Here is a 14,753-nt window from a genome sequence, read left to right on the forward strand (position 1 = left end):
CTCAATATCCGGATTTGGATGGCGCAGGCGCTGCCCCGCCCTTGTAGCGGCTGGAAAGCGCACGCAGTGTATTTGAAAACTCCGTAACATCGGCGCCAACAGCCACGAAAGATGCGCCGAGTTCCAGATAACGGCGATTGAAGGTCTCGTTGAAGGTGAGAATGCCAGCGGCTTTGCCGGCCGCGACGATCTTGACGATCGCTGCCTCGATTACGGCCTGCACTTCCGGCTCATCCAGCCTGCCGAGATAGCCCATATCCGCAGCAAGATCGGCCGGGCCGATGAAGATGCCGTCCACACCTTCCACCGCAAGAATATTGTCGAGATCATTGATCGCGACGCGCGTTTCGGCCTGCACCAGCAGGCACACGCTGTCGGACGCACTGTCGGCATAATCGGTTATGGTGTTGAAGGCGGAGGCGCGGGCAACCGCCGCCCCCATGCCGCGAATGCCGCGCGGCGGATAGTGCATCGCGCTGACCAAAGCTTCAGCCTGCGCCGCCGAATCGACCATGGGCACCAGAAGCGTGCGGGCGCCTGCGTCCAGCAGCTGCTTGATCATCCAGCTTTCGCCAACGGGCACACGCACCACCGGTTCGGCGGGCGATGTGGCGAGAGCGCGCAATTGGTCGATGATGCTGCGAAGATCGTTCGGGCCGTGCTCACCATCGATGACCAGCCAGTCGAAACCCGCTGTTCCGGCAATTTCCGCCGTGATGGCCTCACCCATATCGAGCCAGAGACCGATTTGCGGCCTGCCAGCGTGGATGGCTGTTTTGAAACGATTTTCGGGAGCGGGCATGATGTCCTCAGGAAAGCAGTAATTTCAGATCGGCGGACGGGTCCGCCAGGATGGCGCGATCCGGCTCAGCGCCGGTATCGAGCAGTTTTTTGCCGGAAACATAAGCCTTGGCATCGTTGACGGCGTCGACCGCCACGAATCGCCCGTCGCGGAAATACCAGACCGACCAGCTGCCTTCGCGCGCGCCGGGCCGCAGCACCGTCTCGTCATAACCGAGGTTGAAGCCGGCGATCTGCAGCTTCACCTCGTATTGATCAGACCAGAACCAGGGTTTGGCATCATAGGCGACTTCAGCGCCTGCCAGTACATGCGCGGCGGCCTCGGCCTGATCAACCGCGTTCTGGACTGATTCGAGACGCACAAGCTGGCCCCGCCACGGCAGCAACGCGCAATCGCCCACCGCGTGGATATCCTTGTCCGAGCTGCGGGTGTGTTCATCCACCACGATGCCATTGCCGACATCGAGGCCCGATTCGCGGGCAAGGCGATCGTTCGGGGTTACGCCAATGCCGACGATGACGAAATCCACGTCAAGCACCGAACCATCGGAAAGCTCGGCAGCGGCTACTCGGCCAGCCATGCCGACGAGCCGCACGAGGCCGGTCTTTTCGCGGATGGAGACGCCGTGCTCCTGATGGATGCCGCGCATGATATCGGCGGTTTCCTTTGCCGCCACGCGCTGGAGAATGCGGTCGGCCATTTCGATCAGCGTGACCTCGAGACCGAGCTTGTGGGCGACGGCTGCCGCTTCCAGACCGATATAACCACCACCGATAACCAGCAGCCTGCGGCCGGGTTTCATTTCCTCAAACAGCCGGTCAGCATCGCGCTTGTCGCGAACGGTCAGAACACCTTCGAGATCGCCACCGATGCTGGCGGGCAGCTCGCGGGGTGCAGCACCGGTCGCCAGTACCAGCTTGTCGTAGGAAAGCGTGCTGCCATCCTGCATGCGAACGGATTTGGCAGCGCGGTCTATCTCCTCCACGAAGGTGGAGAGCCGGATATCGACATTGTTTTCCGCGTACCACTCCTCAGGCCGAAACATCAGCCGGTCGAAGCTCATCTCGCCTAAAAGGTATTTTTTCGACAGTGGCGGCCGTTGATAAGGATAGGCATCCTCCGAGCCGATTATGGTGATGGGGCGCTCATCCTTCAGCGCCCTGAGCTTTGCCGCCAGCGCGAAAGCGGCCTGCCCCGCCCCGACGATTACCAGCCTTCCCGCCACATTTCACTCCCAGAACAATCGCCAATGGGCAGATTTGCCGCACCCTGCGAAGCCATATTGCGGGATCAGGCGTAACGCCAAGTACGGCCCGCGTCAACCGTACAGCGCCACCAGCCCGGTGCAAGCATGACACATTATCACCCCAGACTGCGACACCCTTGCAACCGGAAGGAGCCGGATGCATTTCCTCAAGGGAAACATCGGCTTCCGACAGGCGGTCTGGCCCATGTCGAGACGCACAACAGACAATTGCGCGGATTTCCTTCACGCACTGGCAAGGAAGCCGCGTTAAAATCGGCATCAGGAAAAGGCAATCCGGGAGGTTGTCATGGCTTTACATATTGATCACCGTCAAAGCGTCCCGCAGGACGAGCAATACGAGAAGTTTCAGATCGACCGGCCCGGAAAGATCACCTTCATCGGGCATCACCTCAGCGCCAAGGATACCATGCGCTGCCTGGTGCGCAGCATCTCGCTTTACGGCGCAGAGATCGAGGTCAGCCCTCATCTGGAGATGCCCACTAATTTCTATCTGGAAATTCTCGGCATTCGCGATGAGATCGGCTGCAACCTGATCCGCAGGGAAGAGGAAAAGGTCACCATCGGATTCAACATGTTGATCGACGCGGAGTTCCTGCACCATGTGCGCAGGCTGAGTTTCGAGACCAGCGTCTGAGCCGCATCGGCCGATTCGCGGCCGAGTTTTTCTCTCACGGCGCGACGGTGGAAAAAACTGTTCCAAAACAGCCATCCGGAAACCGGGCGCGACTTGCGTCCGGTTTTTTTGCACCTATTGTGTGCCGGGTTTTCAAACAGGTACTGGAAATCTCAGCCAATGTCCGCTTTCTCACGTCTTACGCCGCTTGCCGTCTCTCTTCCTTCAACCGTTCCCTTCGTCGGCCCGGAAGCCATCGAGCGGGGCCGCGGCCTGAAGGTGGAAGCGCGGATAGGCGCCAATGAAAGCGGGTTCGGTCCTGCCCCATCCGTGCTTATGGCCATGCGGGATGCGGCGGCCGAGACCTGGATGTACAGCGATCCGGAAAATTTCGAACTGAAGGAAGCACTCGCCATCCACCACGGCGTTTCGCGTGGCAATATCGCTATTGGCGGCGGTGTCGATGGTTTGCTGGGTGAGATCGCCAGGCTAATCGTTGAGCCGGGCACGCCGGTGGTCACCTCGCTCGGCGGTTATCCTACCTTCAATTACCATGTGAACGGCTTTGGCGGAAAACTCGTGACCACGCCATATGTCGACGATCACGAGAACCTCGACGGGCTTCTCGATCTCGTCATCCGGGAAAATGCACCGCTGGTCTATTTCGCCAATCCCGACAATCCGATGGGAAGCTGGTGGGAGGCAAGCGAGGTCGTGGCCTTTGCCCGTGCGCTGCCGGAAACCTGCCTGCTCATTCTGGACGAGGCCTATTGCGAGACCGCACCTGCCAGCGCCGTGCCAAGCATCGACGCCCTTATCGGCCAACCGAACATCCTGCGCATGCGGACTTTCTCGAAAGCCTATGGGCTTGCCGGCGCCCGCGTGGGTTATGCCATCGGCACGCTCGGCAATGTCGAAGCCTTCGACAAGATCCGCAATCATTTCGGCATGGCACGCGTTTCGGTCGCCGGCGCATTGGCGGCGCTGAAGGATCAGGCCTATCTGCATGACGTCGTTGGAAAAATTGCGGTGGCTCGAGATCGCATTTCCGCGATTGCCCGCAGTAACGGCCTCTCGCCCCTGCCGTCGGCAACCAATTTCGTCACCATCGATTGCCAGCGCGACGGCACTTACGCCCGCGCCATCGTCGACGGCTTGATGGAACATGGCGTGTTCATCCGCATGCCGGGCGTGGCGCCGCTCAACCGCTGCATTCGTGTGAGTGTGGGACCTGATGACAAGCTTGATCTTTTTGAACAGGCATTGCCGAAGGTTATCAAGGCGCTGGGTTGAGGTTTCGCGTGCCTTCTCATTCCTGTTCTTGTCACAGGAATCCAGCCAGCCCAAGTCCTTGGGCTGAGAGGAGTCTTTCGCCACACGGACGTGTGCCGGCTGGATCCCCGTGGCAGGCAAAGGGATGAGGGTGGCGAGCCAGGCGGCATATGGTGCGATCGACCATTGCGTGCATCGATTCAACATCCTCTGACAAACCACTGTTCGCGAATCGTTTTCCATCAACCGACATCGCCAGACATAAGAAAACCGCGCCGGCCTTGTTCCTGCCGGTCGCGGTTTGATGTGTCAGCGCAAAAGCTCCTTTTCAAAGCCCTCGCCGCATTCCCCTTCGGGTTTACTTTCGTTTGTACCGGTCATCGGGACTGGAGGGAACCGGACCGGAAATTCTGTCGCGGATAAGGTGCGTCAGTGCATCGTCATCCAGTCGCGTGCGGCACGCAGCGCTTCGGCCAGTTCCGCCTTGGTCATGTTGCGAGCAAGATCTGCTCGCAGCGAAGCGGCTCTTTCCGATCCGCGGATCGCGGCGATGTTGAGCCATTTGTGGGCCGCGACCAGATCCACCTTGCATCCCCGGCCGGTCGCATAGACCAGGCCGAGATTGCAAAGGGTGTCGGCGCGGGTTTCGCCACCGGAAACTGCCATTTCGATATCGCGAATTTCAAAGCGTGCCATCGTTTTAATCCCTGTCTTCTCGCCTGTTTCATCAATTGCCTTCTTGTCGAGGCTAACCTTTGGAACTGCCGTCTTTCGCGGCTTTTTTGTTCTTCCGGCCGGCAGGTTTTCCCTGCGCTTTTGATGACCCCAATATGTCATGAGGCTTTCAACGGGCGCTTAAAAGGCATGATTAATGGGCCGCAAACAAACTGCAAACGATTGGTAAAATTGGGTTTTTGTTAAATATCACGAGGTGCGGAAATTAAGGACTTTCGAGCGAATTTTACGAAAACTTTAGAATTGGATTTCAACCCTTCATTCACCACGATCCAAACAACGGTTTTTCGAATTGCCCCTCTCCCACTCTCCTGACCGACGCAAATGCCGTCTCGCAGCTGGAATTTTCTGTTTCCTTTTACGTGAACGTCAAATACTATCCGCATGCCCGTGCGGAGGACGAAACGGGCAAAGAAAGCGCGACATGGACGGAGGAGTTTTTATGAAGCGTGTGATGATGATTGCCGCAGGCCTGCTGATCGGCAGCAACCTTGCTCTTGCTGCTGAGCCCATTGAAGGCAACTGGAAGACGGCGAGCGGCGAGACAGCCGTAATCGGCCCCTGCGGCGCAGCTTTCTGCGTGACGCTGAAGACAGGCAAACATGCGGGAAAACAGATCGGCAAGCTTTCCGGCAAGGGAAACAGCTATTCGGGCGATATTACCGATCCCGCCAATGACAAGACCTATAGCGGCTCCGGCACCGTTTCCGGCAATTCGCTGAGCATGAAGGGCTGCGTGCTGAAAATCCTGTGCAAATCCCAGACCTGGACGCGGTTGTGAGATAAGATGCGGCGGACAGGCTTGTAACAGCCTGTCCGTCGTCGCAGACGGACGTCATGTGTAACGCATATATCCGTTGATGTATCGTCGCGGCCCGAACGAACACTCTTAAGAGCGACGCATGCCTGCCACCCTTTCCATAATCCTGATTTCGGGTACGTCCCATGTCGGCAAAAGCACCCTAGCCGGCCTGTTAAGCGAAAAACTCCACTGCGAGGCAATTTCAACCGACAGCCTGGCACGCCACCCCGGGAGGCCATGGCCGGGCGTACCCGCGCCTGTGGAGGAATATTACAGGCAGCTGTCGGCAGAAACGATCCATTGGTTTCTGAAGGTGCATCACCAGAATATCTGGCCGCTTGTGCGCGGGCTGATCGACAGCAAGACAGGCACCGGCAATATCGTCATCTTCGAGGGCGCGGCATTGCGGCCGGAATTTATAGCGCCCCTGCTGGGCAGAACGGTTGCCGGGGTCTTTCTTCACGCACAGAATGACTTTCTCTCCGACAGAATGCGCGCGCATGCAGAATATAAAGATGCGACGGCGGGCCAGCGCCGGATCATGGACGCCTTCATTGAGCGGTCCCTGCGCGAAAATACCGAAATGCTGGCATCCGCGCGACACCATCACGTTCCGATCGTCGACATCGCCAATCCCGAAGCATTCGATGGCCTCGTCAACGAACTCACAGCCCGTGCGGTAGCTTCTCCGGCGTGATGCAAAAGAAGGCAATTTGAGGCCGCTGAAGCCAGCCACCGCCCTAATTCACACTGGAAGTATCCCGTTAATCTCCCTGAACACCATATGAACCGGGGTCTCAGGGTCCGTTCAGTCCGAGTGTGGCAAAACTCTGTCCATGAACTCCAATAAAGGGGAATGGACATGACAAAGTTGATCAGCCGGCTGGCAATCTTCGCGTTTCTCATGGCGATCTTCGCCATGTCCTTCGCCTCGCTCGTCGTTAATCCCAACCGCAGCTTTCAGCGGGTGAATGCAGGTGCGGCGCTTGCCTGCCAGCACAGCCCGGCACCCGCCGCCAATTGCCCCGTCGTGCTGTGAGGACCGGCCGATGACGACGAGCTTTTCCAACGGCCTGTTTTCCGCACTGAGACTGGTGCTGATGGCATCGATCTTTCTAGGCCCGGTGGCGGGACTTGCAGTTTACAAGGCAGATCCCCGCCCGGCATCCAAAGGCGCGGGTTTCGTGCTGCTGATGAGCCTGCAACGCGGCGCGCTCGGCTGAGATTTCACCGCCCGCCCTTTGCCGCAGCCATTTTTCCGTTTCTTTTCAGTTTCTTCGTATTTCTGTCGCTTGCCTGTCGAAATAGGCCTCCTATAATGGGCCATGACAATAGCAAAACGAACGATTCCGCCCTTCTCCTTCATCAGCCCCGAGCCTTTCGCGCCGCAGACGTTCACGGACCCGAAAGAAGCTGTCGAGGCTTTGACCGCGCTTTACGAACGCAATACGGCGTTCCTCATCAACTCCTTCACCGAACTTGCCAAGGGTGCCCCGATTACCGGCCGCTACCGCGCCTGTTATCCGCAGGTCAGCCTCGAGACATCCACTTTCGGTCATGTCGATTCGCGCCTTTCCTATGGCCATGTCACCTCCCCCGGCGTCTATACGACGACGATCACCCGGCCGGAGCTTTTCCGCCACTACCTGAAAGAGCAGCTGGGGCTTCTGATCAAGAACCACGGCGTTCCGGTGACGGTTGCCGAATCGGCCACGCCCATTCCGCTGCATTTCGCCTTCGGCGAAGGCGCTTATGTCGAGGCGGCGGCGGCATCCTCGCTGTCCGACGTGCCGTTGCGCGATCTTTTCGACACGCCCGATCTCAACAACACCGACGATCTCATCGCCAATGGCGAATATGATCAGGTGCCCGGCGAACCCGCGCCGCTTGCGCCGTTCACCGCGCAGCGCATCGATTATTCGCTGGCCCGCCTCAGCCATTATACGGCAACGAGCGCCAGCCATTTCCAGAACTTCGTGCTGTTCACCAACTACCAGTTCTATATCGACGAATTCGCCGCATGGGCGCGGCAGTTGATGAAGAATGGTGGCGAAGGCTACACGGCCTTCGTGGAGCCGGGCAACATCATCACCCCCGCTGGCTCCGACAGGCCGGACACGGATGCGGTGCTTGGCCGCCTGCCGCAGATGCCAGCCTATCACCTGAAGAAAAAGGGCCATGCCGGCATTACGCTGGTCAATATCGGCGTTGGCCCTTCCAACGCCAAGACGATCACCGACCATATCGCCGTGCTGCGCCCGCATGCCTGGCTGATGGTTGGCCATTGCGCCGGCCTGCGCAACAGCCAGCGCCTTGGCGATTATGTGCTGGCACACGCCTATGTGCGTGAGGATCACGTTCTGGACGACGACCTGCCGGTCTGGGTGCCGATCCCGGCTCTGGCGGAAGTGCAGCTGGCGCTGGAAGGTGCGGTTGCGGAAGTCACCGGTTACGAGGGCTTCGAGCTGAAGCGCATCATGCGTACCGGCACCGTCGCCACGATCGACAACCGCAACTGGGAGCTTCGCGACCAGGCGGGCCCGGTCAAGCGCCTGTCGCAATCGCGCGCCATCGCACTCGACATGGAATCGGCCACCATCGCGGCCAACGGCTTCCGGTTCCGCGTGCCCTACGGCACCCTCCTCTGTGTCTCCGACAAGCCGCTGCACGGCGAATTGAAGCTGCCGGGCATGGCGACGGAGTTCTACCGCACGCAGGTTGCCCAGCATCTGCAGATCGGCATCCGCGCCGTGCAGAAACTCGCCGCCATGCCAACGGAAACGCTGCATTCGCGCAAGCTCAGAAGCTTCTACGAGACGGCGTTCCAGTAAATTTGCGCATCCATGTCCTCAAGGTGGTGATGTTGCTCAGACACCTTGAGGCGCTGCAAAGGCTGGAAACCTCTCCGTCGTCATCCTCCGGCTTGACCAGAGGATCCACCACCGGTCGACTATGGATCCTCGGGTCAAGCCGGAGGATGACGTTGAATTCGGGCCGAGCAAAATAATCCGCTAGGCGCGCTGGGGAAGCACCTACATCCGTCTCAAACCACCTTCACCGTCCCCTCCACACGCACGGGAAAATTCACCGACCGGGCGATGAAGCATTTGTCGTGGGCATCGTGGTGCAGCTCATCAGCCCGCGCAAGATCACCCTTCGAGATGGTGATGACCGGTTTCAACACCACCTCGCTGAACTGCCCGGCGCCGTCCTTTTCCATAACCAGCGTGCCTTCGGCATTGTCGACGTAGTCTTCAACGATGATGCCGTTGACGGAGCAGAAATGCAGGTACCATAGCTTGTGGCAGGCCGAGAGCGAGGCAACCAGCAGGTCTTCCGGGTTCCAGCGGGAGGCATCGCCGCGAAAGGCGGGATCTGAAGAGCCGGCGATATCCGCTTTCCCGGACGTGGAAATCGTGTAGTCGCGTTCATAGTCACGGTATCCCAAGGTACCCTTGCCGCGATTGCCGGTCCACTTCACCTGAACGGCATAGTGATGTTCCTGTCCTGCCATTTCATTTCTCCCTTAGAGTTTTTTGTCGCATTTCCCGGACGTAAAACAACTACGCGCTTTTATTGGAAATGCTCTGGTGTATCGCGCAGGTGATCGAGCCCCTTTCGCAGAGTCTCGATGATCTGGTCCACCTCCGAGCGGCTGATCGTCAGCGCCGGTGATGCCAGCATGCGGTCGCCGGTGGCACGCATGACGAGGCCGTTTGCCAGGCAATGGTTGCGCACGGCGGTGCCGATGTCATCCGGCTTGGCAAAACGCCTGCGGGTCGCCTTGTCGGCCGCAAGCTGCAGGCCACCCATGAGGCCGACATTCACTGCCTCACCCACCAACTCGTGGTCGGTGAGGCTTTTCCAGCCTTGCGAAAAATAAGGGCCGATATCATCCCGCACCCGTTCCACCAGCCCCTCATCCTCGATGATACGAATATTTTCCAGAGCAGCCGCGGCGCAGACGGGGTGGCCGGAATAGGTGAAGCCATGGTTGAAATCACCGACCTCGGACAACATCACCTCCGCCACGCGGTCGGAAACGAGGACGCCGCCAATCGGCAGATAACCGGATGACAGGCCCTTGGCGACGGGCGCGAGGTCCGGCTCCACGCCGAAATGCTGGTAGCCGAACCAGGAACCGAGGCGGCCGAAACCGCAGATCACCTCGTCGGACACCAGCAGAATGTTGCGCGCCTTGCAGATGCGGGCGATTTCCGGCCAGTAGGTTTCCGGTGGCACAATGACCCCACCGGCGCCCTGAATGGGTTCCGCCACGAAAGCCGCGACATTCTCTTCACCGAGCTCGTCTATCTTCGCTTCCAGTTCGCGGGCCACCTTCAGGCCGAATTCCGCGGGTGAGAGATCGCCGCCTTCCGCATACCAATAGGGTTGGCCGATATGGGCGATACCCTCGATCGGCAGATTGCCCTGCTCGTGCATCCACTTCATGCCGCCGAGCGAAGCGCCGGCGACCGTAGAGCCGTGATAGCCGTTGCGGCGAGCGATCACCTTGGTCTTCGTCGGATGGCCGAGCGCCTTCCAGTAGACCCGCGCCATGCGAAACCAGGTGTCCGTGGCTTCCGAACCGGAATTGGTGAAGAACACATGGTTCATCTTCGGCCCGGCACGGGAAGCGATCTTCTGAGCCAGAAGTGTGGCTGATGGTGTCGTAGTGCCGAAAAAGGCGTTGTAATAGGGCAGTTCGTTCATCTGGCGCTGCACGACATCGGCGATCTCGCGGCGTCCGTAACCGATATTGACGCACCATAGTCCGGCAAAGGCGTCGAGATACTTCTTGCCGGTGCTGTCATAGATGAAGACGCCTTCTGCACGCTCGATGATGCGGGTGCCGCTCGCGTTCAGCTTACCCATATCGGAAAAGGGGTGCAGGTGATGGGCGGCATCGATGGCGGCAAGGTTGGACACCGGCTTGGAGACTTCATTCATGACAGGTCGCACTCCCGCAAAGACGACGGCGCCTTCCGGAGCCGCACCCAACCGAACATGGCCGGGCGGCTTCGATTTGGCAAGACTGGCGTTTTTTGGGGGATCGAGACGATGAGTCGGCCTTGCCGCTTGTTACTTCTCCCCACCGGGCGAAGAAATACGCCGCTATCTTGAAGCAGGTTCGATTGCACCGTTATCGAGGTGGTGCGCTACGCCAAGCCCCCTCGCCCCACCAGCACCTTCAATTCGCCGGCATGGACTTCAAGTGCCACGTCGCGCTCCATCGGCAGCAATTCGCCATCGATGACGCAGCGCACGTCATGGCGCTTCTTGGGGAAATGAAGTTCCACACCCGTGACGGTCGTGGCCGTTACAGCAGCGTTTTCCTTCAGCTTGCCGCGCAGGATGTCGAAGGCGAGCCTTGCGACGCCCGAGGGGCGCAGGGGATCGGTGAGATAGAAGCCGAGATGGCCGCCCGAGACATTATCCGCGACCAGAAGCGAGTTCTGCCCGAATTCATTGTTGGAGACGGAAATTGCTGACACCTTGCGGCGCTGCGTCTTGCCATTGACCGTATATTCCACCTCGAAGACCGGCGGATTGAGAATGACGCTGATGGCGGCGCGGACGCTTGCCTTGATCTTGCCAAGGCGGGAGGCGAAGGCGAGGTTGTTGCGATAGCGCACCATGCGCGAATGCAGGCCTGCGGAAAACTGGTGGACGAAAAGACGGCCGTTGGCGCTGGCGATATCGACATTGGCGATCTCGCCATTCGCCAGTGTCTCCAGGACCTGGCGGATATCGAGCGGCAGCTTCAGCGAGCGGGCGAACAGGTTCATGGTGCCGGCCGGTACGATACCGAGCGCGATGCCGTGTTTCCAGGCGATACCGGCAGCGGCCGAAATCGTTCCATCACCACCGCCGGCAATGATGCCTTCGATATCAGGCTCATCGGCGGCGCGTTCCATCTCCTCGACAACTTCCTTGCCGGAGACCACGCGGCAGTCGATCGTGTGGCCGGCGCGGGAAAAGACCTCGCGGGCGTGGTCGCAATAGGCATCCATATCCGTGGTGCGGAAGGTGCCGCCGTCACGATTGAAAATTGCAATGAGCTTCATATTTCCAACCTGATCCTGTGAGGCAGCCGCGCGTAAATGCTTGGGGTTATATAGGGTTCCAAACACCATCGCGTGAAGATGCTCTTTTGCCGAGAATCGCTCTACCGCAATGCATCATTTCATGTTAGATATCACTTAAGGTCATTTTCATGACCGCGCATCTCCAGTCAGGGCAGGCCGTTCCCATACGGTCTTGCCCTTTTTTCTGTGGGGTCCTCCCCCTTTTCAGGTCGCAATGAGCCATTCGAATTTGTCGGAAGCCCGCCTCGAGGCGGAGAGTGAAACCGTTGTTGCGGCAAGGCCTGCCGTGGCACTGACGCCGTTTGCCGTCGCACTCATCGAACTGGCGCTTGCCGCCGGCGGTTTCGGAATCGGCACCGGCGAATTCGCCATCATGGGCCTGCTGCCTGACGTCGCAACGACCTATGGCGTCACGGTGCCCCAGGCAGGTTACGTCATCACGGCCTATGCGCTGGGTGTCGTCATCGGCGCTCCCATCATCGCGGTGCTGGCTGCGCGCATGACGCGGCGCACCCTGCTTCTCGGCCTCATGGGACTTTTCGCGCTCGGCAATATCTTGAGCGCCGTCGCACCTGATTTCCTGAGCTTCACCGTGCTGCGCTTCATCACCGGCCTGCCGCACGGCGCCTATTTCGGCGTTGCAGCGCTGGTGGCCGCCTCCATGGCGCCAATCCACAAACGTGCCCGCGCCGTTGGCCGCGTCATGCTCGGCCTCACCATCGCCACGCTGCTTGGAACGCCGCTTGCCACTTTCTTCGGGCAGATGCTTTCCTGGCGCGCAGCCTTCATGCTGGTGGGCGGCATCGGGCTGTTGACAGTCGCCCTGCTGTGGCTGTTCCAGCCGCGCGACAGGGTAGAGGAAGGTGCCAGCATTTGGCGTGAACTCGGGGCTTTCCGCCGCGTGCAGGTGTGGCTGACGCTCGCCATCGCATCGGTCGGTTTCGGCGGCATGTTCTCGGTTTTCAGCTATATCGCCAAGACCACCACCGATGTCGCGATGATGCCGGTTTCCACCGTCTCCATGGTGCTCGCCCTCTTCGGCATCGGCATGAATGTCGGCAATGTGGTCGGCTCGCGGCTGGCCGATATCTCGCTCAACGGCACGATCGGCGGCATGCTCGCCTTTAACGTGGTGGTCATGGCCGTGTTCGGCATAACGGCGCATGACCCGTTCATGATGTGTCTCTGCGTCTTCCTGATCGGCTGCGGTTTTGCCGCCTGCCCCGCCGTGCAGACGCGGCTGATGGATGTGGCAGCGGATGCGCAGACGCTTGCGGCTGCCTCCAACCACTCCGCCTTCAACATCGCCAACGCGCTCGGCGCATGGCTTGGCGGCATGGTCATCGCCATGGGCTATGGATATGCCTCCACCGGTTATGTGGGCGCTGTTCTTTCGCTTCTCGGGCTTGTCGTTTTCCTTGTGTCCGTCACCGTCGAACGGCGCGCAAAAGCCGGCTGAAAGCCGGTTTTTCAGCGGCCGCAACACCCGTTCCGGCACCTGCAATAAACCTTACGGAAATTTCACGATCGGCTCGCTTGACTCTTTTTGGTTTCGGGCGCAACACGGCGTTACGCGCGGGCCGTGACCCGGCACAGCGCGGATTTTAACGGAGCATCATTTGATGTCTAGCGACAGTAGTAGTCGATTGCCTTTGCCGAAAGCGGCGAACGGGAACTGATCCGGCACCTGTCGGCTCACCACCGCGTTCGTCGTAATCGGCGAATCGACGGAAAGGTGAGCAATCATGAACTTCCACACCCTCTCCCAGAGAGCCAGCAAGGCCGCACGTCTTCTCCGCAGCGGAAATGCCGGTTCCACCACCATTGCAGAACGCGTCGAGCACCTCAACACACTCGATACGCATGAGGCAGTCGCCGCCCTGCTCGCCATGCCGCAGGCAAAGGCCGTCGCCATTCTCGACCGGCCGGAACTGCATGACGCAGCCGCCATCATTGCCGGTATTCCGCTTGACCAGGCCGCCCGCTTCGTCAACCTGATGTCAGACGACCGCGTTGCCGACGTCATGGCGGAAATGGACGAAGAGCCCCGCGCAAAGCTGTTTTCCCGGCTGGACCGCACGACCGCGCTCTCCATCAAACATCTGATGGGTTATCCGCCGCGCACCGCCGGCTCGATCATGACCACGGAATTCGTCAGCGTGCCGGATAGCTGGACGGTGGAACAGACCCTTTCGCACATCCGCGTCGTCGAGCGGTCGCGTGAAACGGTCTATGCCATCTATGTGCTGGCGCAGGACGGAACGCTGTCCACCGTCGTGACGCTGCGTCGCCTGCTGACCGGCGAGGCCGGCGCCTCCATTCTCTCCGTCGCATCGAAGGAAGGCATCGTCTGTGCCAGCCCCTTGATGTCGCAGGAGGATGTTGCCCGGCTCATCCGCAAGCACGACCTTCTGGCGCTTCCCGTCGTTGACGATAATTCGCACATTCTCGGCATCGTCACGGTCGACGACGTGATCGACACCATGATCGCCGACACCACGGAAGACGCCCACAAGTTCGGTGGTATGGAAGCACTCGGCAAGCCCTATATGGCAATGGGCTTTCCGGACATGATCCGCAAGCGCGCTGGCTGGCTTGCCGCCCTGTTCCTGGGTGAAATGCTGACGGCAAGCGCCATGCAGCATTTTGAAGGCGAGCTGGAAAAAGCCGTCGTGCTGACGCTGTTCATTCCGCTCATCATGTCATCAGGCGGCAACTCCGGTTCGCAGGCCACCTCGCTCATCATCCGGGCACTGGCGCTCGGCGAACTGAAGCTTTCGGACTGGTGGCGGGTGCTGCTGCGGGAAATCCCGACTGGCCTGACGCTCGGCTGCATTCTCGGCGCCATCGGCTTCCTGCGTCTGACCATCTGGCAGCAGGCAGGCTTTTATGATTATGGCGACCACTGGCTGCTGGTGGGCGCCACCGTCTTTGCCGCACTCGTCGGCATCGTCACCTTCGGCTCGCTGGCCGGCTCCATGCTGCCATTCCTGCTGCAGCGTCTGCGGCTGGATCCAGCCAGCGCATCTGCGCCGTTCGTCGCCACGCTGGTGGATGTCAGCGGCCTCGTCATCTACTTCTCGGTGGCGCTGGTGATCCTCAGCGGCACGCTGCTCTGAAACACAAAAGGCCCGCTCGAAAGAGCGGGCCTTTTCATTTGCAGAGTTTTTGAC

At 59.7% G+C, this 14,753-nt stretch carries 15 protein-coding genes; 9 read left to right on the top strand and 6 right to left on the bottom strand.

What is annotated here, in order from left to right:
- Position 1: 1 nt before the first annotated feature.
- Together ACQZ45_RS04280 and ACQZ45_RS04285 are read right to left on the bottom strand one after the other, a co-directional pair.
- Complete coding sequence (locus ACQZ45_RS04280; RefSeq protein ID WP_003512214.1) at positions 2 to 802, bottom strand: aldolase/citrate lyase family protein; 801 nt, start codon at positions 800 to 802, stop codon at positions 2 to 4.
- Positions 803 to 809: 7 nt separating this feature from the next.
- Positions 810 to 2,027 carry an NAD(P)/FAD-dependent oxidoreductase gene (locus ACQZ45_RS04285; RefSeq protein WP_003512213.1) on the bottom strand — a complete coding sequence of 406 codons (1,218 nt, stop codon included), beginning with the start codon at positions 2,025 to 2,027 and terminating at the stop codon, positions 810 to 812.
- A 328-nt stretch (positions 2,028 to 2,355) separates the two neighbouring features.
- Here ACQZ45_RS04285 and ACQZ45_RS04290 point away from each other — a divergent pair, with 328 nt between their 5' ends.
- Both ACQZ45_RS04290 and ACQZ45_RS04295 read left to right on the top strand, forming a co-directional pair.
- On the top strand, positions 2,356 to 2,703 hold the full coding sequence (locus tag ACQZ45_RS04290; protein ID WP_013635784.1) for a hypothetical protein: 348 nt from the start codon (positions 2,356 to 2,358) through the stop codon (positions 2,701 to 2,703).
- Positions 2,704 to 2,862: 159 nt separating this feature from the next.
- Positions 2,863 to 3,975 carry a pyridoxal phosphate-dependent aminotransferase gene (locus ACQZ45_RS04295; protein ID WP_013635783.1) on the top strand — a complete coding sequence of 371 codons (1,113 nt, stop codon included), beginning with the start codon at positions 2,863 to 2,865 and terminating at the stop codon, positions 3,973 to 3,975.
- 408 nt (positions 3,976 to 4,383) lie between these two features.
- Here the strand turns inward: ACQZ45_RS04295 and ACQZ45_RS04300 are convergent, their stop codons facing one another.
- On the bottom strand, positions 4,384 to 4,650 hold the full coding sequence (locus tag ACQZ45_RS04300; protein ID WP_113291527.1) for an SEL1-like repeat protein: 267 nt from the start codon (positions 4,648 to 4,650) through the stop codon (positions 4,384 to 4,386).
- Between the two features lie 481 nt (positions 4,651 to 5,131).
- On the opposite strand from ACQZ45_RS04300, the gene ACQZ45_RS04305 reads away from it, so the two are divergent.
- The 5 genes from ACQZ45_RS04305 (at position 5,132) to amn (ending at position 8,322) form a co-directional block, all read left to right on the top strand.
- On the top strand, positions 5,132 to 5,470 hold the full coding sequence (locus ACQZ45_RS04305; protein WP_038490428.1) for a DUF2147 domain-containing protein: 339 nt from the start codon (positions 5,132 to 5,134) through the stop codon (positions 5,468 to 5,470).
- A 121-nt stretch (positions 5,471 to 5,591) separates the two neighbouring features.
- Complete coding sequence (locus tag ACQZ45_RS04310; RefSeq protein ID WP_113291437.1) at positions 5,592 to 6,188, top strand: hypothetical protein; 597 nt, start codon at positions 5,592 to 5,594, stop codon at positions 6,186 to 6,188.
- 159 nt (positions 6,189 to 6,347) lie between these two features.
- Positions 6,348 to 6,530: a hypothetical protein gene (locus ACQZ45_RS04315; RefSeq protein ID WP_013635780.1), complete on the top strand. Its 183-nt coding sequence runs from the start codon at positions 6,348 to 6,350 to the stop codon at positions 6,528 to 6,530.
- Positions 6,531 to 6,540: 10 nt separating this feature from the next.
- Positions 6,541 to 6,714, top strand: a complete 174-nt coding sequence (locus ACQZ45_RS04320) for a hypothetical protein (protein WP_003509979.1) — start codon at positions 6,541 to 6,543, stop codon at positions 6,712 to 6,714.
- A 102-nt stretch (positions 6,715 to 6,816) separates the two neighbouring features.
- Entirely contained in the window at positions 6,817 to 8,322 is a 1,506-nt protein-coding gene (amn, locus tag ACQZ45_RS04325; protein ID WP_003512205.1) for an AMP nucleosidase, read from the top strand.
- Between the two features lie 212 nt (positions 8,323 to 8,534).
- Here amn and ACQZ45_RS04330 read toward each other — a convergent pair whose 3' ends face one another.
- The 3 genes from ACQZ45_RS04330 to ACQZ45_RS04340 form a co-directional block, all read right to left on the bottom strand.
- Positions 8,535 to 9,005 carry an OsmC family protein gene (locus ACQZ45_RS04330; protein ID WP_113291435.1) on the bottom strand — a complete coding sequence of 157 codons (471 nt, stop codon included), beginning with the start codon at positions 9,003 to 9,005 and terminating at the stop codon, positions 8,535 to 8,537.
- A 59-nt stretch (positions 9,006 to 9,064) separates the two neighbouring features.
- On the bottom strand, positions 9,065 to 10,441 hold the full coding sequence (locus ACQZ45_RS04335; protein ID WP_038490419.1) for an aspartate aminotransferase family protein: 1,377 nt from the start codon (positions 10,439 to 10,441) through the stop codon (positions 9,065 to 9,067).
- A 209-nt stretch (positions 10,442 to 10,650) separates the two neighbouring features.
- Entirely contained in the window at positions 10,651 to 11,559 is a 909-nt protein-coding gene (locus ACQZ45_RS04340) for a diacylglycerol/lipid kinase family protein (protein WP_113291434.1), read from the bottom strand.
- Positions 11,560 to 11,794: 235 nt separating this feature from the next.
- Between ACQZ45_RS04340 and ACQZ45_RS04345 the strand changes: the two genes are divergently transcribed.
- Positions 11,795 to 13,039, top strand: a complete 1,245-nt coding sequence (locus ACQZ45_RS04345; RefSeq protein WP_113291433.1) for an MFS transporter — start codon at positions 11,795 to 11,797, stop codon at positions 13,037 to 13,039.
- A gap of 286 nt (positions 13,040 to 13,325) precedes the next feature.
- Entirely contained in the window at positions 13,326 to 14,699 is a 1,374-nt protein-coding gene (gene mgtE, locus ACQZ45_RS04350) for a magnesium transporter (RefSeq protein ID WP_003512189.1), read from the top strand.
- Positions 14,700 to 14,753: the final 54 nt, after the last annotated feature.

It is taken from the genome of Agrobacterium sp. 16-2014-1-2a (assembly GCF_053522705.1).

What these genes read in the sequence shown, in the direction of transcription:
- ACQZ45_RS04280 (WP_003512214.1), bottom strand. Translation starts at nt 802, where the DNA reads ATGCCCGCTCCCGAAAATCGTTTCAAAACAGCCATCCACGCTGGCAGG.
- ACQZ45_RS04290 (WP_013635784.1), top strand. Translation starts at nt 2,356, where the DNA reads ATGGCTTTACATATTGATCACCGTCAAAGCGTCCCGCAGGACGAGCAA.
- ACQZ45_RS04295 (WP_013635783.1), top strand. Translation starts at nt 2,863, where the DNA reads ATGTCCGCTTTCTCACGTCTTACGCCGCTTGCCGTCTCTCTTCCTTCA.
- ACQZ45_RS04300 (WP_113291527.1), bottom strand. Translation starts at nt 4,650, where the DNA reads ATGGCACGCTTTGAAATTCGCGATATCGAAATGGCAGTTTCCGGTGGC.
- ACQZ45_RS04305 (WP_038490428.1), top strand. Translation starts at nt 5,132, where the DNA reads ATGAAGCGTGTGATGATGATTGCCGCAGGCCTGCTGATCGGCAGCAAC.
- ACQZ45_RS04310 (WP_113291437.1), top strand. Translation starts at nt 5,592, where the DNA reads ATGCCTGCCACCCTTTCCATAATCCTGATTTCGGGTACGTCCCATGTC.
- ACQZ45_RS04315 (WP_013635780.1), top strand. Translation starts at nt 6,348, where the DNA reads ATGGACATGACAAAGTTGATCAGCCGGCTGGCAATCTTCGCGTTTCTC.
- ACQZ45_RS04320 (WP_003509979.1), top strand. Translation starts at nt 6,541, where the DNA reads ATGACGACGAGCTTTTCCAACGGCCTGTTTTCCGCACTGAGACTGGTG.
- amn (WP_003512205.1), top strand. Translation starts at nt 6,817, where the DNA reads ATGACAATAGCAAAACGAACGATTCCGCCCTTCTCCTTCATCAGCCCC.
- ACQZ45_RS04330 (WP_113291435.1), bottom strand. Translation starts at nt 9,005, where the DNA reads ATGGCAGGACAGGAACATCACTATGCCGTTCAGGTGAAGTGGACCGGC.
- ACQZ45_RS04335 (WP_038490419.1), bottom strand. Translation starts at nt 10,441, where the DNA reads ATGAATGAAGTCTCCAAGCCGGTGTCCAACCTTGCCGCCATCGATGCC.
- ACQZ45_RS04340 (WP_113291434.1), bottom strand. Translation starts at nt 11,559, where the DNA reads ATGAAGCTCATTGCAATTTTCAATCGTGACGGCGGCACCTTCCGCACC.
- ACQZ45_RS04345 (WP_113291433.1), top strand. Translation starts at nt 11,795, where the DNA reads ATGAGCCATTCGAATTTGTCGGAAGCCCGCCTCGAGGCGGAGAGTGAA.
- mgtE (WP_003512189.1), top strand. Translation starts at nt 13,326, where the DNA reads ATGAACTTCCACACCCTCTCCCAGAGAGCCAGCAAGGCCGCACGTCTT.